This window comes from Sediminicola sp. YIK13, assembly GCF_001430825.1.
Lineage (GTDB): Bacteria > Bacteroidota > Bacteroidia > Flavobacteriales > Flavobacteriaceae > Sediminicola.
This window is the reverse complement of sequence record NZ_CP010535.1, coordinates 754,441-780,740: the sequence shown is the minus strand read 5'-3', so window position 1 is coordinate 780,740 and position 26,300 is coordinate 754,441. Positions and strand designations below refer to the sequence as shown.

The window sequence follows — 26,300 nt, the reverse complement described above, 5'->3', positions numbered from 1 at the left end:
CTTAATATACGTATTAAGTTCCCGACTGCGAAATGGTGTACAACTAATTTTATCTAACTTAAACGATACGTTTCATCGCTGTCATCGAGGCACGTAAACGGTTACCTACCACTTCAACAGGATGGTTTCTCAAAGCCTTGTTCACTGCAATCAATTTTGCATTATCCACTCCATTGCCCTTACCTTCGCCATAATTCTTACCGATTACATCAGTATCAATCTTTGTCATAAAGTCCTTCAACAATGGCTTACAAGCATGGTCGAACAAATAGCAGCCATATTCTGCAGTATCAGAAATTACACGGTTCATTTCAAACAATTTCTTTCTGGCTATGGTATTGGCTATTAGAGGAGTTTCATGCAACGACTCATAATACGCGGACTCCGCTATAATACCTGAAGCCGTCATTGCCTCAAATGCCAATTCTACACCCGCTCTAACCATTGCCACCATCAATACGCCATGGTCATAGAAATCCTGTTCGGTAATTTTATCAGATCCAGCAGGAGTCTTTTCAAAAGCTGTTTCACCCGTTGCAGCCCTCCAAGTATGTAAGTTTTTATCGTCATTGGCCCAATCTTCCATCATGGTTTTGGAAAAATGTCCGCTCATAATATCGTCCATATGCTTATTGAACAAGGGACGCATAATTTCCTTTAGTTCTTCTGAAAGTTCAAAGGCCTTTATTTTTGCCGGGTTGGACAAGCGGTCCATCATATTGGTAATTCCACCATATTTTAAGCCCTCGGTAACAGTTTCCCAACCGTATTGTATCAATTTTGAGGCATACCCTTTATCAATGCCCTTTTCAACCATTTTATCGAAACATAAAATAGATCCCGTTTGCAACAACCCACATAAAATGGTTTGTTCCCCCATTAAATCCGATTTCACCTCTGCCACAAAAGAAGACTCCAAAACTCCTGCCTTATGTCCTCCTGTTGCTACCGCATAAGCTTTAGCCTGAGCCAAGCCTTTGCCCTCTGGATCATTGTTTGGATGCACCGCAATCAAGGTTGGCACTCCAAAGCCTCTTTTATACTCTTCGCGAACTTCCGATCCTGGGCACTTTGGCGCAACCATAATTACAGTAAGGTCCTCACGGATCTGCATCCCTTCTTCCACGATGTTAAAACCATGGGAATAAGATAATGTCGCTCCTTTTTTCATAAGGGGCATTACAGCAGAAACTACGCTGGTATGTTGCTTATCCGGGGTAAGGTTTATCACTACATCGGCAGTAGGCACCAATTCTTCATAGGTCCCAACATTAAAGCCATTTTCTTTGGCATTTTTATACGATTGGCGTTGTTCTTTGATAGCTGCTGCTCTAAGGGTATAGGAAATATCCATTCCTGAGTCCCTCATATTCAAACCTTGGTTGAGGCCTTGGGCCCCGCAACCTACAATTACAATCTTTTTTCCTTTTAAGGCGGATACACCATCTGAAAATTCTGCGGCTTGCATAAACCTACATTTACCCAATTGGGTCAGTTGTTCTCTTAAGGATAGTGTATTAAAATAATTTGCCATTTTCTGAATTCGTTTTTAATCCCGATAAAAATCGGGGAGCTATTTATTGATTATTTATTTGTTGTTTGAAATTCCTCCAATAAGGCAGAAATCTGCATTTCCGCTTTGGATACTGCAATTCTTCCTGAACGGACAAACTGCATGATACCATAAGGTTTTAACTGGCTGTACATTTCGTTTACTTCGGGACGTCTACCTGATTTTGCCACTACAAAAAAGTCCCTGGACACGGTTACGATCTGCGCGTTGTTGTCCTTAATTATGTTTTGTATCTGTCGTTCATCGAACAGTAAATTGGAGGCTATTTTAAATAAGGCCGACTCTTGATAAATAGTTTCCTCATCGGTGTGGTAAAAAGCCCTTATGACTTCGATCTGCTTTTCGATCTGTCCCACAATTTTACGCACCCATTCCTGGGTAGTAAATACCACTATAGTGAATTTTGAAATTCCTTCAATTTCTGATTTTGAGACATTTAACCCCTCAATATTGATGTGTCTTTTTAAAAATATTCCAGATATCCTATTCAACAATCCAACATTGTTTTCTGAATATACCGATATGGTGAACCACTCTTTTTCCATGCTCTATTTCTTAATCCTTCTAATGAAATCCCTACAATAATTTATTCGACCCTTTGCCCTATTTCAGTCTGATATCTGAAACCGAGGCACCTGTTGGAATCATCGGAAATACGTTATCCTCTTGTTCAACTTTAACTTCCAAGAAAAAGGCGTCTTTTGATGCCATCATTTCTGCAACAACGGCGGCTAGATCCTTGCGTTCTGTCACTCTTTTTGCTTTGATATCATATCCTTCAGCAATCTTTACAAAATCTGGATTGGTCATCACAGTTGATGCATATCTCTTTTCAAAAAAGAGTTCCTGCCATTGGCGTACCATGCCCAAATGCTCGTTGTTCAGTACCACAATTTTAACAGGAGTTTTATTTTGAAAAATAGTTCCCAATTCCTGAATGGTCATTTGATATCCGCCATCACCGATAATAGCAACCACTTCCCTGTCCATAGCCCCCATTTTGGCACCAATTGCCGCAGGTAGGGCGAAGCCCATAGTACCAAGGCCTCCGGAGGTAATATTACTTTTCGATTGTTTGAATTTTGCGTACCTACAAGCTATCATTTGATGCTGCCCAACGTCGGATACAATAACGGCCTTATGATTGGAGGCTATATTGATCTGTTCGATGACCTCACCCATGGTCAATCCCTCTTTTGTAGGATGGATATCCTTATTGATGACCGTATCAAATTCTATTTGATATTTATTCTTGAATTCCTGATGCCAAGATTCATGTGAGTTCTTCTTAATCAACGGTAATAATAGCTCTAAGCTTTCTTTTGCATTGCCCAAAACTCCTATATCGGCTTTTACGTTTTTATTTATTTCCGCAGGATCAATTTCGAAGTGAATAACTTTGGCCTGTTTGGCATAGGTTTGTAAATTTCCTGTAACCCTATCATCGAAACGCATTCCTATGGCTACCAAAAGATCACATTCATTAGTAAGTACATTTGGGCCATAATTACCATGCATGCCCACCATTCCTACGTTCAGAGGATGAGCTGTATCCATTGCGGAAAGCCCCAAAATGGTCCAAGCCGCAGGAATACCTGCCTTTTCTACCAATTCCTTCAATTGCTCCTCTGCTTGCCCTAAAATGACCCCTTGACCAAATATGATATACGGTTTTTTTGCCTCATTGATCATTTTAGCTGCAGCCTCTATGTCCTTCATTTTAGGTTTTGGAAACGGATTATAGCTCCTAACCGCTTTACAGGGTTCATAGCTAAAATCCAATTCGTCAAACTGGGCATTTTTTGTGATATCGATAAGTACAGGCCCAGGGCGACCTGATTTAGCTATATAAAAAGCTTTGGCCAGTATTTCCGGGATTTCGGATGCTTCGGTCACCTGATAATTCCATTTGGTCACCGGGGTAGAAATTCCAATGATATCGGTCTCCTGGAAAGCATCGGAACCCAATAAATGTCGTGCAACCTGTCCTGTAATACAGACCATTGGAGTTGAATCTATTTGTGCATCTGCCAAACCTGTGACCAAATTTGTGGCTCCTGGACCTGAGGTGGCCATGGCTACCCCTACTTTCCCAGAAACCCTGGCATATCCTTGCGCAGCATGGGTGGCCCCCTGCTCATGACGGGTGAGAATGTGGGTCAATCTATCCTGAAACTTATATAGTTCATCATAAACGGGCATAATGGCACCTCCAGGGTATCCGTAGATCAAATCCACACCTTCTGCCAACAAACAATGTATTATGGCTTCAGCTCCGCTTATTTTAATGGTAGCCTTCTTCTGCACTGCCGTCTTTTTCTCTTTTACTGTTTCCATAGGCCTTATCCCATCCCTCTTTTCAGCTGAGGGGTCAAGGGCGTTATTAATTAAACACTATTTTCTCAAATCCATTTTACAGAACCCAACATCCCTTTGAATGCCATATACTGCATAATATAGGAGTGATCCTTTTTAAAATTCGTCGGTAACACAACCTTGGGAGGCAGATGAAACCATTTTTGCATATTTGTATAAACTTCCTTTACTCACTTTTAAAGGTGGTTGTTGCCATTTTGCCTTTCTGGCTTGGATTTCATCATCCGATAGGTCTACACTAATACTATTCTTTTCAGCATCAATGGTAACGATATCCCCATCTTCCAAAAGGCCAATAGTTCCTCCATCTTGCGCCTCCGGTGCCACGTGTCCCACAACAAAACCATGGGTACCACCTGAAAATCTACCGTCCGTGATCAAAGCAACATCCTTCCCAAGACCAACGCCCATAATGGCCGCTGTAGGCTTCAACATCTCTGGCATTCCTGGTCCACCTTTTGGTCCCTCGTAACGGATAACCACAACATTTCCTTTTTTCACCTCTCCCTTTCGTATTCCATCATTGGCCAAAAATTCGCCATCATATACTTTGGCCGGGCCAGAAAAATATACTCCTTCTTTCCCAGTTATTTTTGCAACGGATCCTTCTTCTGCAAGGTTGCCGTACAATATTCGGATATGTCCTGTTGCCTTAATTGGGTTATCCAATGGCCTTACCACATCTTGACCATCTGACAGGCTTGGTACTTCCGCGAGATTTTCAGCCACTGTTTTCCCAGTGACGGTTAAGCAATCGCCATGTAGCATCCCATTTTCAAGCATAAACTTCATTACTGCCGGGGTACCACCTACCCTGTGCACATCTTCCATTAAATACTTTCCACTTGGCTTTAGATCGGCCAAAAATGGTGTGGTATCACTAATTTTTTGGAAATCGTCCAACGTAAATTCTATCTCTGCGGCCTTGGCTATTGCCAAAAAGTGTAGTACCGCATTCGTGGATCCCCCAAGAACAGTAACCAAACGGATCGCATTCTCGAAAGACTTCCTTGTGATAATATCACTGGGCTTAATATCCTTTTCCAATAAATTCTGTAAGGCCTTCCCTGAATTGACACAGTCATCCTTCTTCTCTTTTCCGGTTGCCGGATTGGAAGAGTTATAGGGCATGGCCATTCCCAATGCCTCTATGGCAGAGGCCATGGTATTTGCAGTATACATTCCACCACAGGCTCCAGCACCAGGACAGGCATTGTGGATGACACTTTTATAGTCTTCTTCATTCATGGTGCCTGCAACCTTTTCCCCCCAAGCTTCAAAAGCAGAAACGACATCTAATTTTTTTCCATTGAGACAGCCCGATGCGATAGTACCCCCATAAACCAATAGAGAAGGTCTATCAAGCCTTATCATTGCCATTAGTGCTCCTGGCATATTTTTATCACAGCCAACTACGGTTACCAAACCATCATAGTTCATAGCCTGTACTACAGTTTCCATGGAATCTGCAATAATATCTCTTGAAGGCAAAGAATAACGCATCCCATAGGTTCCCATGGAGATACCATCACTTACGCCAATGGTATTGAATATTAAGCCAACAGCACCCCCTGCATTTACACCGTCTTTTACATGTTTGGACAAATCATTTAAATGCATGTTACAAGGATTTCCCTCATATCCTGTACTTCCAATTCCGATAAGTGGTTTCGCCAGGTCGGCATCGGTAAGACCGATGGCGTGTAACATGGCTTGGGCAGCAGGTTGGGTAGGATCTTGTGTTACGTTCTTACTGTATTTGTTGAGCTCCATTAAACTTTATATTGCTATTCTTAAATTCTTTTGTAAATCTTCTATCATTCAAAGATAAATGTTTCATATACCCCAAACTTTTAACAAAGTTCATCGGTTCAAATCCAACTACCCCATAAAGGAGTTAATATCTTGATTATCAAATTGTTAATATAGTAATTCTTATCATATCCAACAATTTCATTATACACTTACTATTGTAGATTATACAAAATAAGGCCATTACATTAGATATGATGTATAAATTGAAACAATACAGCCCTTGCTGTTCTGCTTGGAATTGATTTTTTTGATTAGCTTGTAATGCTATTTTTATCTGTACAAGATAAGGCCCTAAGTTTTATTAAATTTTGATATGAACACTACAATTTCTAAAAACGTACAAGCACAACGTAATTTTTTTCTAACCCAGGAAACCAAAGATCTTACTTTTAGAAGAGAAGCACTGGAAAGACTCCAAAAAGAGATTATAGAACGTGAAGATGCTATTTGCGATGCTATTTATGCTGATTTTAAAAAACCCCATTTTGAAACGCTGGCCACCGAAACGCAATTTGTTTTGGCAGAATTAAAATTGGTATTAAAAAAACTAAATTCTTGGGCACGACCAAAAAGTGTTTCCTCTTCGTGGTTGAACTTCCCTTCCACCGATAAAATATACAAGGAACCCTATGGTTCCGTCCTCATCATTGCTCCTTGGAACTACCCTTTTCAGTTGGCCCTTTTGCCATTGGTAGGAGCTGTGGCCGCAGGGAATACTGTGGTGCTAAAACCGTCCGAAGTAACCCCTAACACCTCAAAAATCATTCAGAATATTATAACTGCTGTTTTTGCAAAAGAACATGTGACGGTCATTGAAGGTGGTGTTGAGGCATCCCAAGATCTTTTAAAAGAAAGGTGGGATTATATCTTTTTTACGGGAAGCACCCGGGTCGGACAAATTGTATATGAAAGCGCGGCCAAACATCTGACTCCCGTTACTTTGGAACTAGGAGGCAAAAACCCTTGTATTGTTGATGAGACAGGTTCATTGGACCTTGCGGCAAAAAGAATTTGCTGGGGAAAGTTTTTAAATGCCGGGCAAACCTGCATAGCCCCGGATTATATTTTGGTCCATAAATCAATTAAAGAGGCGTTTATACAATCTTTAGTCAAAATGATCGAGGCTGCATACGGAAAAAATTTAAAAAACTCTTCAGATTATGCCCGAACGGTAAGCGCTGCCCATTTCAATAATCTAAAGGATATGCTTGTTGGGGAAACTATTCTCTTCGGAGGTGAAACAGATTCGAAGGATAATTACATCTCCATTACTTTGGTTGACGAGCCACACTTGGACAGCAAATTGATGTATGGAGAAATATTTGGGCCCATCCTACCCATTCTCTCCTATGAAACTGAAGATGATATCCATAAGGTGGTAAATAAGTACGGCAAGCCATTGGCTACCTATGTTTTTTCGAACAACAAAACATTTCAAAATAAGATTATCCGAAAATATAGTTTTGGAGGGGGTGCAATAAATGATACGATCATACAAGTGGCCAATAAGAAGTTACCGTTTGGTGGCGTTGGTGGCAGTGGTATAGGGGCCTACCATGGAAAAACCACCTTTGAACTCTTCACACATCACAAACCCATTGTGCATAGGGCAACCTGGTTGGATGTTCCTTTTAGGTACCCCCCTTATTCATTGCCCATCAAATTTGCCAAAAAATTAAAGAATCTGCTGTAGAAGAGCTTTTTTAAGAATTTATGGTTTTGATCAGGTACCTTTGAAAACTTCGAGATATACAAATATTAACGTATAGATCTGTTCAAGGAATTCCACTATTGTTTATAGGATTATATCAGTTGAAAGGATAACTCATCCAAATATCGTTTTTGTGCAAGTATGGAAATAGATTTTTCTGAAAGCTGTAAAATTCGAGGATACCCTCCAGTAGTTTGACCGTCTTTCATCAAAATGATCACTTTTCCGGAAGGGGTCAGCTGTACTGTTCCGGGAAGGGTTGCTGATGTAAGCATTGAGATTCCGTGCCCATCTATGGTTTCGTTTAGCTGATAGGCCATTCGGTTATTTTCTTTGGCAACGGTAAAATCATTCCCAAACAAAGTCTTCTTTTGTTGCTCTGTCAACAACCTGTATTCTGGTCCTTCAAAAACCTCCAATACTGTTTCTTTAAGGAGAGAATGTGTTTTTAATTCTTGTAATTTAGGGGTAAAGTTTTTGCATTCATCGTATGGTAACTGATCATATTCCTTTATACGAGAAGATTTGGTCAAGGGTTTATAGTAGGAACGGCTACCAAGAACAATAGGTGTTTTAAAACCTTCTTTTATTGCCAAATAAGACCTCATTCCATGGTCCAGTTTCCCAAAGGAAACAATATCCCCAGCCTGAATCTTATGAACCTTGAAATTTTTTATGGTTTGGCCATTCAAGCTCATAGGTAATTCTGCCCCCCCAGCAACAATGTAGGTGTCCAACTCAAATTCCAATGTTGGGCCGGTCATGGTAATTTCCAATACTGCCGCCTTTTTATCATTCTCCAACAGCATATTTACAATGGCATAGGAAAAAGAGTCCATGACCCCACTAATGGGCACCCCTTTGTTCCTATAGTTGAACCTGCCAGTATCCTGTACTGTTGTAAAAAAACCAGACTTTATAACCTTAAGCATCCACCTTAGTTTTTTTCAATTTATAAATTCCCACTTCTCCTTGTAATTTTAGCAGGTCATGCTCTCCCTTGGTGATGGAATAAAATTTAATTTTATCCCCAACATTTACAAAACAAGGGTTTTCATTATCCTTATTGAACAAGGGAACGGGACAATTCCCGATAATGTTCCAGCCTCCCGGTGATTCTTGAGGATAAATCCCTGTCTGTTTTCCGGCGAGCCCAACTGATCCTTGTTCCACTTTTAACCTAGGGGTTTCTCTTCTGACAATTTCCAAGGATTGGGGCAATCCTCCCAAATACATAAATCCTGGGAGAAAACCAATGCCATAAACCGTGTAAATATGTTTTGTATGCAAGGAAATGATTTCCTTCGGAGACATGCCCAATTTTTCGGCTACCTCCATCAAATCAACCGCAAAATCCCCTTCATAACAAACTGGTAGTTCCCAAAGGTATTTTTCTATTGCATAGTCCCCTGATTTTTGGGAATACCATTCTTTTAGTTCTTTACTGAAGGTCTTATATTCTATTTTTCCTGCTCGATGAATAAGAGCCAGGGAATTATAGGCTGGGACCATTTCCCATTCCTTTTCATTAAGGTGATTGGTTTTTAAATGGTGAATAAAATCAAGGATATCGTTCAAGATTTGCTCTTCAACTATATTGGGCCACTCAACGAGTACGGCAAAATCCCCAAAAGGGCGAATAGAAATTATATAAGGGCTCACTTTTTTAAATAGATCTGTTGTTTGGGCAATTCTTCTGAAAGATACGTTAATATTTGTAATGCTGATGGGGTATCTCCATGAATACAATAGGTTTCTGCTGTAATATTTTGAGCTATCCCTTCCAAGGTCTTAACCCTTTTATTTTTAACCATTTCCGTAATATGATCCAAGACTTCCTTGGGATCTTGGATAATAGCATTGGGGGAATTTCTTGAAACCAATGTAAGGTCTGGATTATAATTTCGGTCTCCAAATGCCTCCACCATTGTCTTAAAGTCACGCTTTAATGCTTCCTCCTCTAAAACAGATTCAAAGGGCACATATAGGTAAACCCCTTCCTTAAACGGCTCTACGGCTTCAAGGAAAAAAGAAGCCAAAGCTCTGTCCTTGGCGATATCATTATATAAGGCCCCATGCGCTTTTATGTGATGCAAGTGCAACCCTTGGGTTTCCAAAATAGAAACCAAGGCAGTTACTTGTTCTCTAATGGAGCTTTTTAAAGCTTCAATAGGTATGGACATGGATACTCGTCCAAAATTATCTTTGTCGGGATACGAGGGGTGGGCCCCAATTTTCACTTGGTGCTTTTTTGCTAAAACCACTATTTCATTCATGATCTGCTCATTCCCAGCATGACCACCACATGCTATATTACATGAGGTTATAAAAGGAAACAGAGCTTCTTCGTTTCCTATTCCTTCCCCAACGTCACAATTGATATCTATAAATTTCATTTCCATCTAAAAAAGTCCAGCTACCTTCAAAATACTTTTCATTCCCAAAAGTATAACCAATAAAATTATAAAAATAGCAAGTACATTTTGTGCAGTTGAATTTTTGTAGGATCCCATGATGGCTACCTTATTGGCCACCCACACTAAAAAGATGGCTATTACAGGTAATAAAAGTCCATTGGTTACCTGTGCGAATTGTATAATTTCTATCGGGGTAATACCGAAGGTCAATGAAAGGACGCCTAAAATTATTATGGTCATCCACACCAGTTTAAATTTTAGGTCTTTTAAGCCAGCTTTCCATCCAAAACAGCTATTCACCACATAAGCTGCTGCCAAGGGTGCGGTAATTGCCGAAGTAATACCGGCAGCAAACAAGCCTATTCCCATAAAATACCTGGCCCCGTTGCCATACAATGGCTCCAAACCTTTTGCCAAATCCAAAACAGAAGAAATATCGCCTTTGGGAATAGTAGTAGCTGCTATGATAATGGCCATGGATACCATTCCTCCCAAAGTAATTGATATAAAGGTATCCTTTCTGGCTGTTTTCAAATCTTCCTTGGTTTTCCATTTTTCACTGACCAACGAAGCATGCAAAAAAAGATTATACGGGACTACGGTGGTCCCTACCAACGCTATTACGGTAAATATACTATTCTCTGGCATAGTGGGTACAAGCATACCCTGGAAGACCTCAAGAATATTGGGTTTGGTGATGATTGCGGTCAATAAAAAGGAAAGGCTCATCACGATGACCAAGGTGACCAAAACCTTTTCCAACATTTTATAATTTCCCAAATACAGAATTGAAAATGCAATAGCCCCTATGATAAAGGGATAGAAGGTGACGTATTCCCTTCCAAAAATAGCTTCTAACCCTAAGGTGGCCCCACCTATATTCCCTCCTTCGTAAGCGGTGTTTCCAATGACAATGGCCCCCAAGATTATCCCGATAACCAAATTTCGAAATAATGGTATTTGTATTTGTTCTTTAATGACGTCCGCAAGGCCTTTTTGGGTAATAATTCCCAATCTGGCCGACATTTCCTGAAGTACAATGGTGGCTATTACGGAAAGTAACATGGCCCATAACAAGGTAAAACCAAATTGCACCCCTGCCAACGTGCAAGCTGTAACCGTACCCGGACCAATAAATGCTGCGGCAACCAAAACACCTGGACCAATTTTTTTAAACATATTACTTGGTTTTATTTAATGAGTACAGGGCAAAAGTTCCCAACCAATGTGTACCCTCATAATTATCGTCCACTATTTTGGGCAGGGAATAGTTGATATGGGTATTTGCTATATTTTTTAAATGTTCATATTCGGGCAGTGTTTCGGCAATTCCATATAAACACCAAGCCCTGCTAAAATTAAGTCCATCCAAATGCACCAGTTTCCCGTCGGTCCTATCTGCTACTTTACCCGGTTCCAACCAAAAATCAGGGTCTTTTAACTGAGGCATAAAAGTATCCAACCATTTCTTGAAGGCTTCCTTGGCATACACTTTGCGCACCAAATTAATTTCCTCCAGGCAAGGGGAAAGGAAATCGTATCCACTTGGTTCCCACTCCATGGGACAGCCCTTATCATTAGTATAAAAGCGGTCTACAGCATCTTTGATCGATTTCATCAATAACACATCATTGACAGCAACTGCATAGTCCCAAGCGAGGGAAAGTCCAAAAGCTGTATTGGAATGCTCACCTACTCTAATAGGATAAATTAATTTTGGCAAAAAGGATTCATAAGATGCTACAATGAATCTCGTAAGTGGCTCCAGGTTATATTCCAATTCCTTTGCCATGGGATCGTCCCAAGTATGTAATTCTTCCGAAAGTTTCAATACCCAGGCCCAACCATAGGTGCGTTCAAAAGAAATGTTCCCAGTCATCTCAAAATAGGCCATTTCTTGTGCTATGTTTTCTTGCGATAACGATTCCGTTAGTTTTTCACGAATAACCCCTGCCTTTCCAAGGTCTGGAAATTGTTTTAGCAAAGAAACAAGGGACCAATGTCCGTGCACGGACGAATGCCAGTCAAAACACCCAAAGAAAGCGGGATGTAAAGATTTTGGACTTCTCAAATGCGTTGAATCGTTCAAGGTTTGCCCAAGTTTATTCGGGTATTCGACCTCTAAACAAGTCAAAGGCAGTTCTGCCAGCATATTGGCCTCAGATAAAGTTAAAATAGGGCTCTTGGAAATAGGTGATTCCTGAAGTTTAGGCTTAGGATCCTCTTTGCAACTTAAAAATAACGCTATAAAGATTAGGCACAATGTACATTTACACTTCATGGGGGAACATTTATTTTATAGAAAAACTAAATGTACATATAATACCTTGAATCTAAAATTGGGAAATAGGTGCATTTTCTTGAACAGGACATGGTTCTAGAAGAGTTTCACTCTAATATATTGTTTTTCTATATCGTTCACCAGCGTAAAAAACAGTCTTTAAATGACCAATTACAGTGTAGTTCGTCTAAAAGTTTGCAGTTCATCTAAAAGTTGACATTACAAGATAATATTCCTAAAATATTACGGTTATAATAATCCCGAACCTTAATTGACCTACTTTAATGACTTGCTTACAATGTAAAAAAGAACTGAGTTATATAGACCATAAAAATTCCATGGACATCTTAGGAGTTGAACTTTGCGATAAGCACTTTGTTCAGTTAAAAAAGCTCATCCATAAAAACAATACCCCGGTGGAAGCCGTACAATTATATTATGGCCTTAAAAATGCAGGAGTGCATCCCATGTTGGAATGGTGGGATGGTAAAAAATCCGTAGATGTAGCTATATCTAGGGTAAAACTCAATATAGAGATAGATACAGAATATAGTATGATAACCCATGAGCAGGCAATTAATGATTTGGAAGAGGCCATGCATTCATTTAAAAATGGATTTACAACCATACGTATTCCCCATGTTGTCATAAAATATTACTTGAACGAAACGGTGAACAACATCTTGGGTATCATGGAAGGATTAAAGGCCAATATTAAGGCAATATGAGTTAACCGATAAAACCAATAGTGATGGAGAGCGATAAAAAAATTCTGAGTATTCCCTTGAGAGTTTCCATGTGCTTTCTACTAGTGGGATTCATTTTTAAAATGCTACATTGGCAATTGGCTTCTACTATACTTACCGCAGCTTTTGTAAGTATATTGGCACTCTATGCATTGCGATTTTGGAACAAACCAAAAAAAACTTTTCTCGCCTACAATAAATTAATACTCATTTCTTTCTGGTCGATCAATGGACTGATACAGATTTACCACTTGCCTTTCGCTCTTTATACGCAAATCATACTGGTGATTTCCTTGATCCTTTGGGCCATCTTGGAAGGAACTGCTTACTTTTCCAAAGAAAATAAAAGCAACAAATTGAATACAAGTCTTATCATTTGGAACTTGATCATGGTATTTGGTAGCATAGCCATTATGTCTGGAGGGTTCTTTATGCTTTTAGAATGGGACTATGCCCTTGCCCTTTTGACATTGGGGGTGTTTTTAATTACTATTTATATTTTTAAAGATGTTTTTGCACAAGAAATAAGGGATGAGAACTCTTAGTCGCATCCTACATTATTAACGTGACTTTATAATACTCCCTTTCCAATAATCATTTTTTCTTTAATTCTGTCTTAAAAATCATCTTTCGTCCTTACTTTGAATGTTTAAATAGCATAGTTTCTTACTAATTGAATTTTCTAAAAACAATTTGTACCCTTTCCAGCAATTTTGAGTCCCTATACTAATCCTATGTTTCTATTATTTAGAACTTGCTCTTTAACCTGAAGTATGCGAAATTTTATAATTCAACCACTTAACGAATATTTGATCCTTTAAAAGTGTAAGAATATTCTTCATTATTAAAAATCGTTTTCTTTATAAAGCCCTACTTATGAAGAAAAAAACTACTTTTTCATTCTTTCTATATACCTTTTGCATCTTTTGCATTCTATGGTCCATCTATATCAAATGTAACTATTAATCTTTATACCCACTACTTGGTTGGATTTTGTTTGTTCAATAAAAAAGGCACCCTTGGATGGGTGCCTTTTTATAACATATCTATTTTGATATTTACATTTTAATTTTTATCGGCTTTAATTCCTTTCCTTCCTTGTCCACTAGCAACACTTCATCAAACCCCATTTTTTCGAACTGTTCAAATTGGGTTGCAGCATCACCTACCACCAAATATGCCATTTTAGACTCATCCAAATATTTATTCGCCAACTCTTTGTGTTGTTCCAACGTCATTCCTTTTACAATCTGTTCTTCGCCTTCGATATAATTTTTAGGCAAATTATAATTGCTCATTTCCTGTAACATTCCCAATAAGGAATTTTGTGTTTCAAAACGACGGGCGTTGGATTTGATCAGGGCATTTTTAGTGAATTCCAGATCTTCGGCCGTTATTCCATTTTTATATTTGGCAATCTCATTTTTAAAGATCTGAACTGACTCCCCAGTTGTATTGGTCCGCACGCTTGACGAAGCTGTAAATGTTCCCGGCACTTTACCGCCATTGAACCCTGATCTGGCGCCATAGGTGTACCCTTTTTCTTCTCGTAGAATCAGATTTACAGTTCCAGAAAAGGAACCTCCGAGTTTATAGTTCATCACCTCAGCAGGATAGTAATCCTTATCGGTTCTTGGGAGGGCCAGATACCCAATATTAATTACTGACTGCTTTGCATTGGGTATATCCACAAAATAGAGTGACGCCTTGTCTCTCTTGCTAGGCAATGGGAATTCTGGGATATTTACATCTTTGGCTGCCCATTTTGCTTCCAGATCTTTAAGGTTCTCAAGGACTGTTGCCTTATCTATTTTCCCCACCACATTGAATTTACTAATGGATGGTGAAAAGTTTTGGGTATAGAACGCTTTCAAATCGTCTATGGTAATAGCTTGTATGGAAGCCTCGGTACCACTGATTGGGTAACCAAAAATATGTTCATCCCCATATAACAATTTATCGTACACCTTTTCCGCAACTGAATTTGGGTCGGCCTCATTCCTTTTAATACTATTGATGGTCTTTGTTTTAATTCTTGCAAATTCTTCCTGATCCCAACGAGGTTCCATAATTATTTCCTCAATTAGCTTCATTGTTTTCCCAAAATTCCTTGTTAAGGCGTTACCCCTTATAACAATGGACTCTTTGGTGGTGTACATGTAAATGGAGGCTCCCAATAATTCGATTTCCTCCTCTAATTGCTCTGGAGTTTTAGTGGCTGTGCCCTCCATCATAATATCGGTCATCAGATTTGCCACTCCGTTTTTGCTTTTGTCATCCAACAAATGTCCACCCTCTATGACAAGACTAAAGTTTACGGTAGGAATTTCATCCTGTTCAATACCATAAACATCCATCCCATTGCTTAACTCAGCAGTCCAGGTAGTAGGAATGGACAAGGCAGGAGCTGTTCCCTGATTTGGCTCAACGGATCGATTAATCTTTGATGGCGTTTTTACAATTTCTTCTTTGCTGTCTTCAACTACCTTGGTCACATTCTCTTTAATCTCCTCCTCTACTACGGAGGCCTTTATAGAGTTCTCTGCTACCAACTCCATTTTTCCCTTTGGCACAAAACTGGTCATGACAAAAGGTTTGTCTTTGATATAGGTATTGTATACCCGAAGGACATCCTCTTTGGTGACCTTCTTAATGTTTTCTATATCCTGTTCTATGAACCCTGGATCACCGGCAAAAACATTGTATTGAGCCAATTGGAATCCTTTCCCCAAGATGCTGCTGATACCATTGTAAAATTGGGTTTCCAATCCGGCCTTGATACGCTCAATGTCCCTTTCTGAAACTCCTTCTTTTTCAAAAAGTGCAAAGGCTTCAAAAATTCCGGCTTCTACATCTTTCAAGCTCTTGTCATTGTTGGCGGTGATACTAATTTGAAATTCCCCTGCCAGTTCCTGTGCATTATTATAGGCTGTAGTCCTAGATGTTAGATCCTTTTCCTTAACCAAAATTTTATACAGGGGTGCTTTTTTTCCGTTGCCCAGAATTTCTCCCAAGAAATCAAGGGCATAGGCGTCTTCCGTATACTGTTGTGGTGTTGGCCAAACCATGTTAAGCTGAGGTGTTTTCGCAAAATTGTCCTCGTGGTACAATCGCTTGGTTTCTGTTAGCGTTACAGGTTGTGGAGCCATAGGTACAACTTCCTGACGTCTTTTGATTTCTCCAAAATATTTTTCGATCAAAGCTTTTGCTTCTTCAGTTTCAAAATCTCCTGATAATACCAAAGTGGCATTATTGGGACCATAAAAACGGTCATAAAATTCCTTTACGTCCTCAACGGTGGCATTTTGGAGATCTACAAGTTCCCCAATTACTTGCCAATTGTAGGGATGGCCTTCCGGATATAGATTTTTGTCCAGCACCCAGCCTGTATGCCCATATGGATTGTTATCCACTCGCTGTCTTTTTTCATTCTGTACTACTTCCTGCTGATTGTTAAAGGCCGATTCCGTAACAGTATTGATCAAATAACCCATACGGTCGCTTTCCAGCCACATGATCATTTCCATAGCATTTTTTGGAACTACCTCGTAGTAAACGGTACCGTCTTTCCAAGTCCCTCCGTTAAGGGTTCCCCCGGCATCTTGTATTTTTTTGAAGAACTGGTCCTGACCTACATTCTCCGATTCTTGGAACAACATATGCTCAAACAAATGCGCAAATCCCGTACGTCCGGTTTTTTCCCTATTGGAACCAACCCCATATTGGATGGCAAGGGATACTATAGGATCACTTTTATCTTGATGGAGGACTACATCCAAACCATTATCCAATTCGTATTTTTCAAAATCGATGGAAAGTTTTGCTGTTTCTTCAACCTTTTTCTCGGTCTTGCAAGAAGTCAAAACAAAACTCATACTGAGAAATGCCAATAAAATTGATTTTAGCTTCATTTTTGATGTCATAAGGTGATTTTTAATTTAGTTGTTCTTAAATATACAATTGTCGCTTAATAAAATTCCATAATTCACTGTTAAATAGTATTATACATACGCATAGATCAGCATTTTACCCCAGCCATCCTTCCCTATCCAGTGATCTGTACTGTATAGCTTCGCCGATATGATTGCCATCAATTTCCTGGGAATTGTCCAGATCAGCAATGGTTCTGGCCACTTTGAGTATCCTATCATATGCCCTGGCAGAAAGGTTCAGCCTTTCCATGGCATTTTTCAACAAGGATTTTGAGGCATCGTCCAGTTTGCAGTACTGCCGAATATGTTTGGTATTCATCTGTGCATTGTAGTGTACATGTTCCAAACCGTCGAACCTTAAGGTCTGTAATTCCCTTGCCGAAGTAACACGCTTTCTTATTTCAACACTTCCCTCACCTTTACGATCTTCTGACAACTTTTCAAAGGGTACTGGTGTTACTTCTATATGAATATCTATACGGTCCAACAAAGGTCCCGATACCTTGCTCAAATACCGCTGTATTTCGGCCGGAGAAGAAGTTACCGGAGCATCGGGATCATTAAAATAACCACTGGGACTAGGGTTCATACTCGCTACTAACATAAAACTACTGGGATAGGTCACCGTAAACCGTGCTCGGGAAATGGTGACCTCCCTATCCTCTAAGGGTTGGCGCATTACTTCCAAGACCCCACGTTTAAATTCAGGAAGTTCATCCAAAAATAGAACTCCATTATGGGAAAGTGAGATTTCCCCAGGTTGTGGATAGGCGCCCCCTCCTACCAATGCCACATCACTAATGGTATGATGTGGACTCCGAAAGGGACGTTGGTTCATTAATCCCATATTCTTGATCTTTCCCACCACACTGTGAATTTTGGTGGTCTCTAGGGCCTCATGTAGGGTCATTGGAGGCAATATAGAGGGCAAACGCTTGGCCAACATGGTCTTCCCTGCTCCAGGGGGACCAATAAGAATGATGTTATGACCTCCTGCAGCTGCTATTTCCATACAGCGCTTAATGCTTTCCTGCCCTTTTACATCCGAAAAATCAAATTCCGGAAAATCCAAGCTCTTATAAAACTCCTCCCTAGTATCTATAATGGTCTGCTCTAAAGGTGATTCACTGTCAAAAAAAGCAGTGACTTCCTTTATATTATCTATACCATATACTTCCAAATCACTTACAATTGCAGCTTCCCGCGCATTTTCTTTAGGCAGGATAAACCCTTTAAACCCCTCTTCTTTCGCCTTTATGGCTATAGGCAAGGCGCCTTTAATAGGTTGCAGGCTACCATCTAAGGAGAGTTCTCCCATGATGATGTATTTGTCTATGTTTTCTGATTTAATTTGATTGGAAGCGGTTAATATTCCCAAGGCAAGGGTGAGATCATAGGCCGAACCTTCTTTGCGCATATCGGCTGGGGCCATATTAATAGTGATCTTTTTGCCTGGAATTTTATATCCATTGTTCTGTAAGGCTGCGGCAATTCTATAATTACTCTCTTTAATGGCATTATCGGGTAAACCAACCAAATGGTACCCTATGCCCTTGTCAACATTCACCTCAACAACAATAGTGGTGGCCTCCACCCCAAATACTGCGCTTCCATAAACTTTTGACAACATAAAAAATAGACTTGTTTCTCCCTAAAAGTAATTAAAATTTTTAGGTATCTACTATTTTCGATGAATAGAAGTGTAATTTGTAGCTGTTCTTTTTAAAAAAAGTTCTTCAATTGTTACTTTTCTTGCGTTTAGTTGGTTGGAAAATCAGAATGTTTTCAGATGTCTTTTTTATTTCCAGTTCATTCATCATCATTTTACGAAATTCGCCATTGATGTACATCTCTGCCTGGTCTTCATAATGAGGACTGAACGGATTCCCTGATTGTCCGGTGGGAAGGATACTTCTGCTATTTTCGATATCCGAAAAATCCACAATGCGTCTGGTCGACGGTCCTGAATTCACCTTATAAAATCTAGTGTTGTCATAGGGAAACCCCATATTGTTTATTACTTCCCTAGCGCCAATTACTGGGAAAGGTCCCACATTAAAAAAACGCCGCAATGATGCTACCTGTCCTATTGGATGCCCATGTTCCAGCGTATGTACTTTGTCCCATGTCCATTGGGCACTATCTTCACCTAAATCTGCTTTCAAAGATGCAATTGCCTCATCAAATGCCAGCCGTACTATATCCTCTTTTGTTTCTGCCTTGTCTTTGGTAAACGTATTATCCCACCAAACCGATGTTGTTTTGGCAGCAAAAGGTGCTATGGCCCGTTTTATCAAATGAGTGGCCAATAACTGTTGGAACATCTCCTCCCCTAATTCGTCCTCCAGGGTGTTTCTAAGGAAGAAATAGACCCATCTGTTGTAGAGAGTACCCTCTACACTTTTTAAGGGGTAACTGCCATCCCATTGCCCCAATAGCTCCAGAACTTCAATTTTGTCCTGGGATAATTGAGAAAGATCCATTGTTTTGACCAGATCCATTGCAATACTGGCATCCACCGCAGAAGTAACATCCAGCATCATGTTTTGGGTAGCGGCCATATCCCAATCACTCCTTGGTTCCAATAGTTGTACAATACGTTTAGCCCTATTCTCCGGCAAGTAATATCCAGGATATAACATCCCGGCTATGGAGTCTGGTTGGTTATTGGCAGAATACACATAGTGCCAAGGAGGATTTATGGCTTGTGGATTTTCTTTAAAATCCAGATAACGCAAAACCTCATGTTTCCCCGAAGCTCCATCCATGATGAATTTAGTATTGGCCGAATCAGGCAACTGATACAACTTTGCCGTCGCCCACCAAGCAACATTCCCTTGGGCATCCCCATACATAATATTGAGCCCTGGAGCGTGAATATTGGGCAAAGCCGCTTGAAATTCTTTTATGTTTTTAGCATGGCTCAAGCCATTAAAAGCCTCAAGCACCTTATTTTCTTCTTGGGAATATATCCATGACATAGCAATGGGGCGTTCTCCCTTAACCTGTTCCGCTATTCCATTTAAAATAGGTCCGTGCTTGGATTTTTGAAATCTAAACGCAATATCCTTACCATCCTTAACTTTGATCGTTTTACTGAAAACCTGATACTTTTCCCAACCTTCATTAGTTTTGTATAGGGTACTGTCGGAAGGGTGGGTTTTTTCGTAGTAAAAGTCTATGTCATCATTTTCAAACATGGTAATCCCATAGGCCAAGGTTCTGTCATGTCCCAAAATAGGGAATGGAATTCCTGCCATGTGATATCCATATTTCTCATAAGTAGGGGTGCTTAGGTGTGCCTCAAACCAAACGGAAGGTTGTGCAAACCCAATATGGGGGTCATTTGCCAAGATTACCTTACCACTTTTGGTTTTTTCGGGTGCTAAAACCCAACTATTGCTTCCAATAAACTGAGGAAACGGCAAGCCCTTCAACGAATTTTCCAATAAGGATACTAACTTATTTTGAATAGAATCCGACGAATTACCTTTGTGAATTTTTATCCATTCCGTATCACTATTTACCCCTAATCCCAAATCCATCAAATAAGACATTCCTAATTTGTCCTTGATATTGCTCAACAAAGGGTCTGTTTTATGGGCCATGGCAAAACTAAAAGCCATATAACCCACTGTATTATAGATATCTTTTACCTGAAAAGATTTTTTTTGAAGCCCTGTAAGGTAAAATTCTACAGGGGTGGGTCCTTTCTCTATAAACTGGTTTACTCCATCTAAATAGGCCTCTGCCAATTGATTCACTTCAGAATTTTTATCCAAATCGGTAACAGCCTTTGCAGAGGCATCATCTATTCCCAAGGAGAGAAAAAACTTATCTGTCCCCACCATATCTTTTCCAAAGACCTCCGATAAGCCACCTGTCCCAATCCTTCTTAACAATTCCATTTGCCACAACCGATCTTGGGCGTGCACATATCCCAAAGCCCTTATGGCATCCAATTCATTGGAAGCATAAATATGGGGAATCCCATAGGTGTCAAAATAAACCGAGACCGATTCCGAGATTCCTTTTAATTTCTTTTTTCCGTTGTAATCCGGTCTTAGGGTTTGGATAAAGATTATCAAGGCCAAGGCCAATACCCCCAAAACTAATAGGATAATTGCTAAAACTTTTTTTGTTCTATTCACTTCCAATTTTTTACGGAATGAAAGATAACCTTAATTTCAAGAAATAAAAAAGGCCGCACATTGGCAGCCTTATTTATGGAATTGAACATGGTATCCTATTATTCTAAAACGGTGAATTCTACCTGGGAACTATTGAACACCTTATGGGCTTGCTTCTTGAAATCCTCTGGTTTGGCATAAAATATATTTTTCACGAATGTCTGTGGATTGATATCTATATAGGGAAACCAGGTACTCTGAATCTGTATTTGGATCTTGTGTCCTTTTTTAAAGGTATGCATCACATCTTGGAGCTTAATATTTACTGCAGTTTCCTTATTGGGTACAAATGCCTCCGGCTTAGAAAAATCATTTCTATAACGCCCTCTAAGCACTTCGCTTCGAACCATTTGATGGTAGTTGCTCATTTTTAAGTACTCTTGTGTTTCCTCGTAATCGGGATGGTCTGCAGGGTATACATCAATCAACTTCACCACCCAATCTGCATCCGTACCAGTAGTGGCTACTTTCAATTTTGCCAGAATATCTCCTGCCAAGGTCACTGGATTTTCCAACGCATCGGTTTCAAAAACCAGCACATCGGGCCTACGTGCGGCAAAACGCTGGTCATCTGTCATATACTTCCTAGGGGTGAATACCACTTTTATATCCTCTGTATATGGGACGGGTTTTTTGGGATCACTAATGAATTCCTCGGCCGTATTCCCTTTTACCTCATTTTGTCCCAAACTTTGGTTGGGCTGAAGATAATAGGATTCTTTTTTGGTGTTTTTTGGAGGCCAGGCATCAAACTGTTTCCAATCTTTGGTACCGGTATCGAAAACATAGGCTTCTGGAAGTTCACTTTCTAGCTCCCCTTCACCTTTTAAGAAATGGTTGAAAAATTTACTTTCAATGTTTTCCTGAAAGAATTTGGAAATATCATCTCCAAAATAAACATTTCCAATGGCCTGTCTTTTGTTGTTCCTAGCCCAATCACCATGGCTCCATGGACCCATAACGATGGTGTTGTAATTGGAGCTTTGTTTTTCTATGGTGCTATAAGTGGTCAGTGGACCATAAAGATCCTCTGCATCAAACCATCCACCAACAACCATTACGGCAGGCCTTATATCTTCTAAATGCTGAATGATTCCTCTTTTCTGCCAGAACTCATCGTAATCTGGGTGCTCTTTTAGTTGCTGCCAAAACACGTTGTCCTCTTTATAGTATTTATCCAGATTGGAAAGAGGTCCATTATCCAAAAAGAACTGGTACTGATCCTGTGTCCCAATCTCCGGATAGGTATACCATTCTTCTTTGGTTGGTGTATCCTTCATATAACCAAATACAGAAGTAGCCCTCCAATAACTCAACAAATAAGCCCCGTTATGGTGAAAATCATCAAAGTAAAAATCGCCTATGGGTGCTTGAGGGGATACCGCCTTTAATGCCGGGTGGGCATCCAACAAGGAATAAGTAGAATAGAAGCCGGGATAAGAAATGCCCCATATGCCCACATTACCATTATTGTTGTCAACATTTTTTACCAACCATTCAATAGAATCGTAGGTATCTGAAGCCTCATCTGTCTCTCCTTCCTTTTTATTGGGAATATAGGCCCTCATATTATCATAAACGCCCTCACTGTTCCATCTTCCCCTTACGTCCTGATAGACTACAATATTCCCTTCCATCATCATTTTCATGTTGGGACCTATCTGTGTCTTAAATTCATCAGTTCCATAGGGCTTGCAACTATATGGGGTACGTTGAAAAAGGATAGGATATTTTTTGGAGGTGTCTTTGGGAGAATATATGGTGGTATGTAATTTGATTCCATCCCGCATGGTGATGGTCACTTCCTTTTTGTTATAATGCTCCTTGGCCTTATACGTTTCTACCGAGGCCGTTTTGGCGTCCCCCGGCATCTCTTTTTCCAGTACTTTGACATTTCTACAAGAAACGGCCATGAAGATGGCAAATAGAAGGATTAAATGTTTTCTCATTAGTTGATGGCTTTAGTTTGGTTAAAAGGATTTTCTGGCTGTAAGGACCTATAGTTTTTTAAACCGGTTTTCAACCAATTTAAATAGGTTTCCTTGTCTGTATATTGGATGGAAGAGTTAAGAACTTCCAAATCTGGCGTAAGCAATACATAATAGGGCTGGGAGGCCGCATTAAAGTTTAGGGTTTGGAAGGTGCCCCATTTTTCACCTACTGTTTTAATGGTCTTCACCCTACCGGATTCATATTTAAAATCGAACTGCCCATCTTCAGGTAACGGTTTCCGATCGTCTATGTATAGTGAAATCAATACATAATCCTCTTTTAACAATGGATAAATATCAGGTTCGCTCCATACGTTTTCTTCCATTTTACGACAGTTGACACAGGCCCACCCCGTAAAATCCAATAAAATAGGTTTATTGACTTCTTTGGCATAAGCCAATCCCTCATCAAAATCTTTAAAACAATTTATTCCCAAGGGACAATCGCTCTCCTGTTCAAAAACACTATAGAACTCCGGTGGGGGGAAGCCACTCAAAAGTTTTAAGTCGCTCACCTTAGCCAATCCCAAGATTAAATAAAGTGAAAATGCTCCACTTAAAAGGCCCACACCCAATCTGGTTTTGGATAGTTTTTGTTTGGGACCATCATGTGGAAAACGGAACATTCCAAAAAGATAAAAGGTCATCAGCAAAAATAACAAGATCCAAATCCCTAAAAATATTTCCCTTTTAAAAATCCCCCAATTCCCTACCAAATCCGCATTTGACAGGAATTTAAAGGCCAGTGCCAGTTCTAAAAATCCAAGTACCACTTTTACTGTCGTCATCCAACCTCCCGATTTAGGGAGTGAATTCAACCATGCGGGGAACAGGGCAAAAAGAGCAAAGGGCAAGGCCAGAGCCACCCCAAAGCCCAACATTCCAATCGATAAATTCGTAGCCACATCCCCATCGGCCAAGGCCGTACTTCCCAATAACCCGCCAAGGATCGGGCCGGTACAGGAAAAGGATACAATAGCCAATGTAACAGCCATAAAAAAGATGCCAAAACCACCGCCTACTTTAGAGGAGGCAGAATCCATCTTATTGGCCCATGAACTAGGAAGAGTCAATTCATAATACCCAAAAAAGGAGAACGAAAAGAAGATGAAAATCAAAAAGAAAAATAGATTCAACCAGACATTGGTTGCTATGGTATTCAGGATCTGAGAATCCACAGAATCAAACAAATGAAATGGTAAACTGAGAAGGAAATAGATCAGAATAATAAAAAAGCCATATAACAGGGCGTTGGTTATACCTTTAGCCTTGGGTTGTGATTGTTTGGTGAAAAAAGATACTGTCAGTGGGATCATTGGAAAAACACAAGGTGTCAACAAGGCTATAAGACCTCCCAGAAATCCAAGTCCAAATATCATCCAGAGACTGCTTCCCATATCCACGCCATCGGAATCGCCATTTAATATCTTCTTGTTCTTAAGGTCCAGCACTAAGGCCTCACTGAGGGCCATACTTCGTTGATCCACCGTTTTTTCATTCACCACCACGGTCTTACCGCTCAGGGAAATATTAAAAACTTCATCCTTGGGAATACATACTTCTTTACAAATTTGATAGAATAAAGCAACTTCCAATTGGTCTACACTGGGGTCTATCATTTTGATACGCTGTGTGAACAAAGCCTTGTTTTTAAAGAAAACCTCGTCCACTCCAAATATATCACTGTATTCCCTTACGGTTTTTCCCTCCTTGGTCTCCCCTATCAATTCATATAGCTCGCCAGCCTCTCCAAATGTAAATTCACTTGGCTGTGAGCCGCCTTCTGGAGTAAACTGGGAATAAATATGCCACCCCTCCAGGATATCCCCTTTAATGACCAGGTCATACTCTGTATCTGATACCTTCTTCACCTCATAAGTCCAAGCTACTGGATTATCCTCTGTTTGGGCAAAAACCGATGTAAGGGTTAGTAATACTATAATCCCGGTAATAAACTTCTTCATTCCTGTATACTGATTTTTAATATTTTTTTTGTGTTGTCGGTAACCTTAAAACGATCATCCCCTCTTTTTCCCATGATCCAAACTACATTGTCAGCGGAGCACAACAGCCATTGCTTTTCCTTGGAAATCTGGTCCATTTTTATGTCTTTAAAAAATTTGGACACCTTTTTTCTTCCACGCATGCCAAAAGGATAAAAATAGTCGCCTTTTCTCCATTTTCTTACCGTCAGGGGATACTTTAACGTTTCTTTATCTACATAAAGTATGGTATTGCCGGTCTCTTGGATTTTATCGACTATAGCAAAAGATATTTTTAAAGGCTCCTCTAACTCTTTGTCTTCTTCTCTTATGGCGTATTCCGACTCTGGGGAAACGGAGATTTCCTCAAGCAGCAAATACTCCCTATGCTTTAACAGTCTATGGGTCTTGGAACGAACTTCTTTGCCTCCCATTGCTGTCAACAGGGATACTACGTCATTCCATTCCATAAAACCGTACTCATGGAGCAACGCATATAAATATCCCTCTAAAGGGTTTAGTTTCATCAATTCTGAAATTGGAATTTTTATGACCTCGTTGTCCTTCCTAAAAAGCTGTTCTTTTAAGTGGTTGATATGGTCTTGGGAAATTCCTGAGGTCTGCCTCAAAAAATGTTGTGTCTGACTAAAATTAGTTAGGAAAGTGGGATGCAATTCCTTTAGTAGCGGAACAATTTGATGTCTTATTTTATTCCTAAGATATTTGGTTTCCTGGTTGGAAAGATCCTCCCGCCATTCCAGGTTCCTTTCTTCGGCATAGGCCTCTAATTGTACCCTGGAATATTTCAACAAGGGTCTTGAAATACTTGCTGTTTTTTCGGGAATTCCGGTAAGTCCATCTATGCCCGTTCCCCTGGAAAGGTTGATGAGAAAGGTTTCCAGGTTATCATCAGCATGATGGGCGGTAACCAAAGTCGACCAGCCCTTTTGCTCCATTAATCCTTGGAACCAATCATAGCGAAGCTCACGCGCAGCCATTTGAAGGGATACTTTGTTTTTATTCATGTAATCTACTGTATTAAAGTTTATTACATAACACTCCTTGTTTAAATCTTCGGCTAGTTTTTTCACAAAAGCCTCATCTCCATCACTTGCATCTCCCCTTAAGTTAAAATTGCAGTGCGCCAATGCAAAATCCAAGCCAGCACTATGGCATAAGTGGGTAAGAACCACACTATCGAGGCCTCCACTGCAAGCCAATAAAAACTTCCCTTCCCGTAAGTGGGGAAAAGAAATCTTGATATGATTTTTGAATTCCTCTAGCAC

The 26,300-nt window shown here is 40.0% G+C and carries 18 protein-coding genes; 3 read left to right on the top strand and 15 right to left on the bottom strand.

Annotated features, from left to right (window positions below; all coding sequences use genetic code 11):
• Nucleotides 1-58: 58 nt before the first annotated feature.
• The 4 genes from ilvC to ilvD form a co-directional block, all read right to left on the bottom strand.
• Complete coding sequence (gene ilvC / locus SB49_RS03455) at nt 59-1,534, bottom strand: ketol-acid reductoisomerase (protein ID WP_062053872.1); 1,476 nt, start codon at nt 1,532-1,534, stop codon at nt 59-61.
• A gap of 50 nt (nt 1,535-1,584) precedes the next feature.
• The gene (ilvN, locus tag SB49_RS03450; protein ID WP_062053870.1) at nt 1,585-2,118 is read right to left on the bottom strand and encodes an acetolactate synthase small subunit; all 534 of its coding nucleotides are present in this window, start codon (nt 2,116-2,118) and stop codon (nt 1,585-1,587) included.
• A gap of 58 nt (nt 2,119-2,176) precedes the next feature.
• Nucleotides 2,177-3,910 carry a biosynthetic-type acetolactate synthase large subunit gene (ilvB, locus tag SB49_RS03445; RefSeq protein ID WP_062053868.1) on the bottom strand — a complete coding sequence of 578 codons (1,734 nt, stop codon included), beginning with the start codon at nt 3,908-3,910 and terminating at the stop codon, nt 2,177-2,179.
• 135 nt (nt 3,911-4,045) lie between these two features.
• Nucleotides 4,046-5,722, bottom strand: coding sequence for a dihydroxy-acid dehydratase (ilvD, locus tag SB49_RS03440; protein ID WP_062053866.1), 1,677 nt, complete (start codon nt 5,720-5,722; stop codon nt 4,046-4,048).
• 355 nt (nt 5,723-6,077) lie between these two features.
• On the opposite strand from ilvD, the gene SB49_RS03435 reads away from it, so the two are divergent.
• Complete coding sequence (locus SB49_RS03435) at nt 6,078-7,457, top strand: aldehyde dehydrogenase (RefSeq protein ID WP_062053864.1); 1,380 nt, start codon at nt 6,078-6,080, stop codon at nt 7,455-7,457.
• 110 nt (nt 7,458-7,567) lie between these two features.
• Here the strand turns inward: SB49_RS03435 and SB49_RS03430 are convergent, their stop codons facing one another.
• Genes SB49_RS03430 through SB49_RS03410 form a run of 5 tightly spaced genes read right to left on the bottom strand, consistent with a single transcriptional unit; the run spans nt 7,568 to nt 12,173 of the window.
• Entirely contained in the window at nt 7,568-8,407 is an 840-nt protein-coding gene (locus SB49_RS03430; protein WP_062053862.1) for a biotin-dependent carboxyltransferase family protein, read from the bottom strand.
• Entirely contained in the window at nt 8,400-9,137 is a 738-nt protein-coding gene (pxpB, locus tag SB49_RS03425) for a 5-oxoprolinase subunit PxpB (RefSeq protein WP_062053860.1), read from the bottom strand. The genes SB49_RS03430 and pxpB overlap by 8 nt, the downstream gene beginning before the upstream one ends.
• Nucleotides 9,134-9,877: a 5-oxoprolinase subunit PxpA gene (pxpA, locus tag SB49_RS03420; protein ID WP_062053858.1), complete on the bottom strand. Its 744-nt coding sequence runs from the start codon at nt 9,875-9,877 to the stop codon at nt 9,134-9,136. The genes pxpB and pxpA overlap by 4 nt, the downstream gene beginning before the upstream one ends.
• Nucleotides 9,878-11,071 (bottom strand): Nramp family divalent metal transporter, encoded by a 1,194-nt coding sequence (locus tag SB49_RS03415; RefSeq protein ID WP_062053855.1) that lies wholly within the window; start codon nt 11,069-11,071, stop codon nt 9,878-9,880. It abuts the gene before it with no gap.
• A gap of 1 nt (nt 11,072) precedes the next feature.
• Complete coding sequence (locus tag SB49_RS03410; RefSeq protein ID WP_062053853.1) at nt 11,073-12,173, bottom strand: DUF2891 domain-containing protein; 1,101 nt, start codon at nt 12,171-12,173, stop codon at nt 11,073-11,075.
• Between the two features lie 284 nt (nt 12,174-12,457).
• On the opposite strand from SB49_RS03410, the gene SB49_RS03405 reads away from it, so the two are divergent.
• On the top strand, nt 12,458-12,901 hold the full coding sequence (locus tag SB49_RS03405; protein WP_062053851.1) for a hypothetical protein: 444 nt from the start codon (nt 12,458-12,460) through the stop codon (nt 12,899-12,901).
• Nucleotides 12,902-12,924: 23 nt separating this feature from the next.
• Nucleotides 12,925-13,464, top strand: a complete 540-nt coding sequence (locus SB49_RS03400) for a hypothetical protein (protein WP_145758349.1) — start codon at nt 12,925-12,927, stop codon at nt 13,462-13,464.
• Nucleotides 13,465-13,977: 513 nt separating this feature from the next.
• Here the strand turns inward: SB49_RS03400 and SB49_RS03395 are convergent.
• The 6 genes from SB49_RS03395 to tilS all read right to left on the bottom strand — a co-directional run bounded on the left by SB49_RS03395 (nt 13,978) and on the right by tilS (nt 26,300).
• A complete protein-coding gene (locus SB49_RS03395; RefSeq protein ID WP_062053847.1) occupies nt 13,978-16,842 on the bottom strand; it encodes a M16 family metallopeptidase in 2,865 nt (954 codons plus the stop codon).
• Nucleotides 16,843-16,945: 103 nt separating this feature from the next.
• A complete protein-coding gene (locus tag SB49_RS03390) occupies nt 16,946-18,481 on the bottom strand; it encodes a YifB family Mg chelatase-like AAA ATPase (protein ID WP_062053844.1) in 1,536 nt (511 codons plus the stop codon).
• Between the two features lie 106 nt (nt 18,482-18,587).
• The gene (locus SB49_RS03385; protein WP_062058820.1) at nt 18,588-21,002 is read right to left on the bottom strand and encodes a penicillin acylase family protein; all 2,415 of its coding nucleotides are present in this window, start codon (nt 21,000-21,002) and stop codon (nt 18,588-18,590) included.
• 98 nt (nt 21,003-21,100) lie between these two features.
• Nucleotides 21,101-22,990 (bottom strand): CocE/NonD family hydrolase, encoded by a 1,890-nt coding sequence (locus SB49_RS03380; RefSeq protein ID WP_082591069.1) that lies wholly within the window; start codon nt 22,988-22,990, stop codon nt 21,101-21,103.
• Nucleotides 22,990-24,996, bottom strand: a complete 2,007-nt coding sequence (locus tag SB49_RS03375; RefSeq protein ID WP_062053842.1) for a protein-disulfide reductase DsbD family protein — start codon at nt 24,994-24,996, stop codon at nt 22,990-22,992. Before SB49_RS03375 ends, SB49_RS03380 begins: the two co-directional genes overlap by 1 nt.
• On the bottom strand, nt 24,993-26,300 hold the full coding sequence (gene tilS, locus SB49_RS03370; protein ID WP_062053841.1) for a tRNA lysidine(34) synthetase TilS: 1,308 nt from the start codon (nt 26,298-26,300) through the stop codon (nt 24,993-24,995). Before tilS ends, SB49_RS03375 begins: the two co-directional genes overlap by 4 nt.

What these genes read in the sequence shown, in the direction of transcription:
- ilvC (WP_062053872.1), bottom strand. Translation starts at nt 1,534, where the DNA reads ATGGCAAATTATTTTAATACACTATCCTTAAGAGAACAACTGACCCAA.
- SB49_RS03400 (WP_145758349.1), top strand. Translation starts at nt 12,925, where the DNA reads ATGGAGAGCGATAAAAAAATTCTGAGTATTCCCTTGAGAGTTTCCATG.
- ilvN (WP_062053870.1), bottom strand. Translation starts at nt 2,118, where the DNA reads ATGGAAAAAGAGTGGTTCACCATATCGGTATATTCAGAAAACAATGTT.
- SB49_RS03395 (WP_062053847.1), bottom strand. Translation starts at nt 16,842, where the DNA reads ATGACATCAAAAATGAAGCTAAAATCAATTTTATTGGCATTTCTCAGT.
- ilvD (WP_062053866.1), bottom strand. Translation starts at nt 5,722, where the DNA reads ATGGAGCTCAACAAATACAGTAAGAACGTAACACAAGATCCTACCCAA.
- ilvB (WP_062053868.1), bottom strand. Translation starts at nt 3,910, where the DNA reads ATGGAAACAGTAAAAGAGAAAAAGACGGCAGTGCAGAAGAAGGCTACC.
- SB49_RS03435 (WP_062053864.1), top strand. Translation starts at nt 6,078, where the DNA reads ATGAACACTACAATTTCTAAAAACGTACAAGCACAACGTAATTTTTTT.
- SB49_RS03430 (WP_062053862.1), bottom strand. Translation starts at nt 8,407, where the DNA reads ATGCTTAAGGTTATAAAGTCTGGTTTTTTTACAACAGTACAGGATACT.
- SB49_RS03375 (WP_062053842.1), bottom strand. Translation starts at nt 24,996, where the DNA reads ATGAAGAAGTTTATTACCGGGATTATAGTATTACTAACCCTTACATCG.
- SB49_RS03405 (WP_062053851.1), top strand. Translation starts at nt 12,458, where the DNA reads ATGACTTGCTTACAATGTAAAAAAGAACTGAGTTATATAGACCATAAA.
- SB49_RS03410 (WP_062053853.1), bottom strand. Translation starts at nt 12,173, where the DNA reads ATGAAGTGTAAATGTACATTGTGCCTAATCTTTATAGCGTTATTTTTA.
- SB49_RS03390 (WP_062053844.1), bottom strand. Translation starts at nt 18,481, where the DNA reads ATGTTGTCAAAAGTTTATGGAAGCGCAGTATTTGGGGTGGAGGCCACC.
- pxpA (WP_062053858.1), bottom strand. Translation starts at nt 9,877, where the DNA reads ATGGAAATGAAATTTATAGATATCAATTGTGACGTTGGGGAAGGAATA.
- SB49_RS03380 (WP_082591069.1), bottom strand. Translation starts at nt 22,990, where the DNA reads ATGAGAAAACATTTAATCCTTCTATTTGCCATCTTCATGGCCGTTTCT.
- SB49_RS03415 (WP_062053855.1), bottom strand. Translation starts at nt 11,071, where the DNA reads ATGTTTAAAAAAATTGGTCCAGGTGTTTTGGTTGCCGCAGCATTTATT.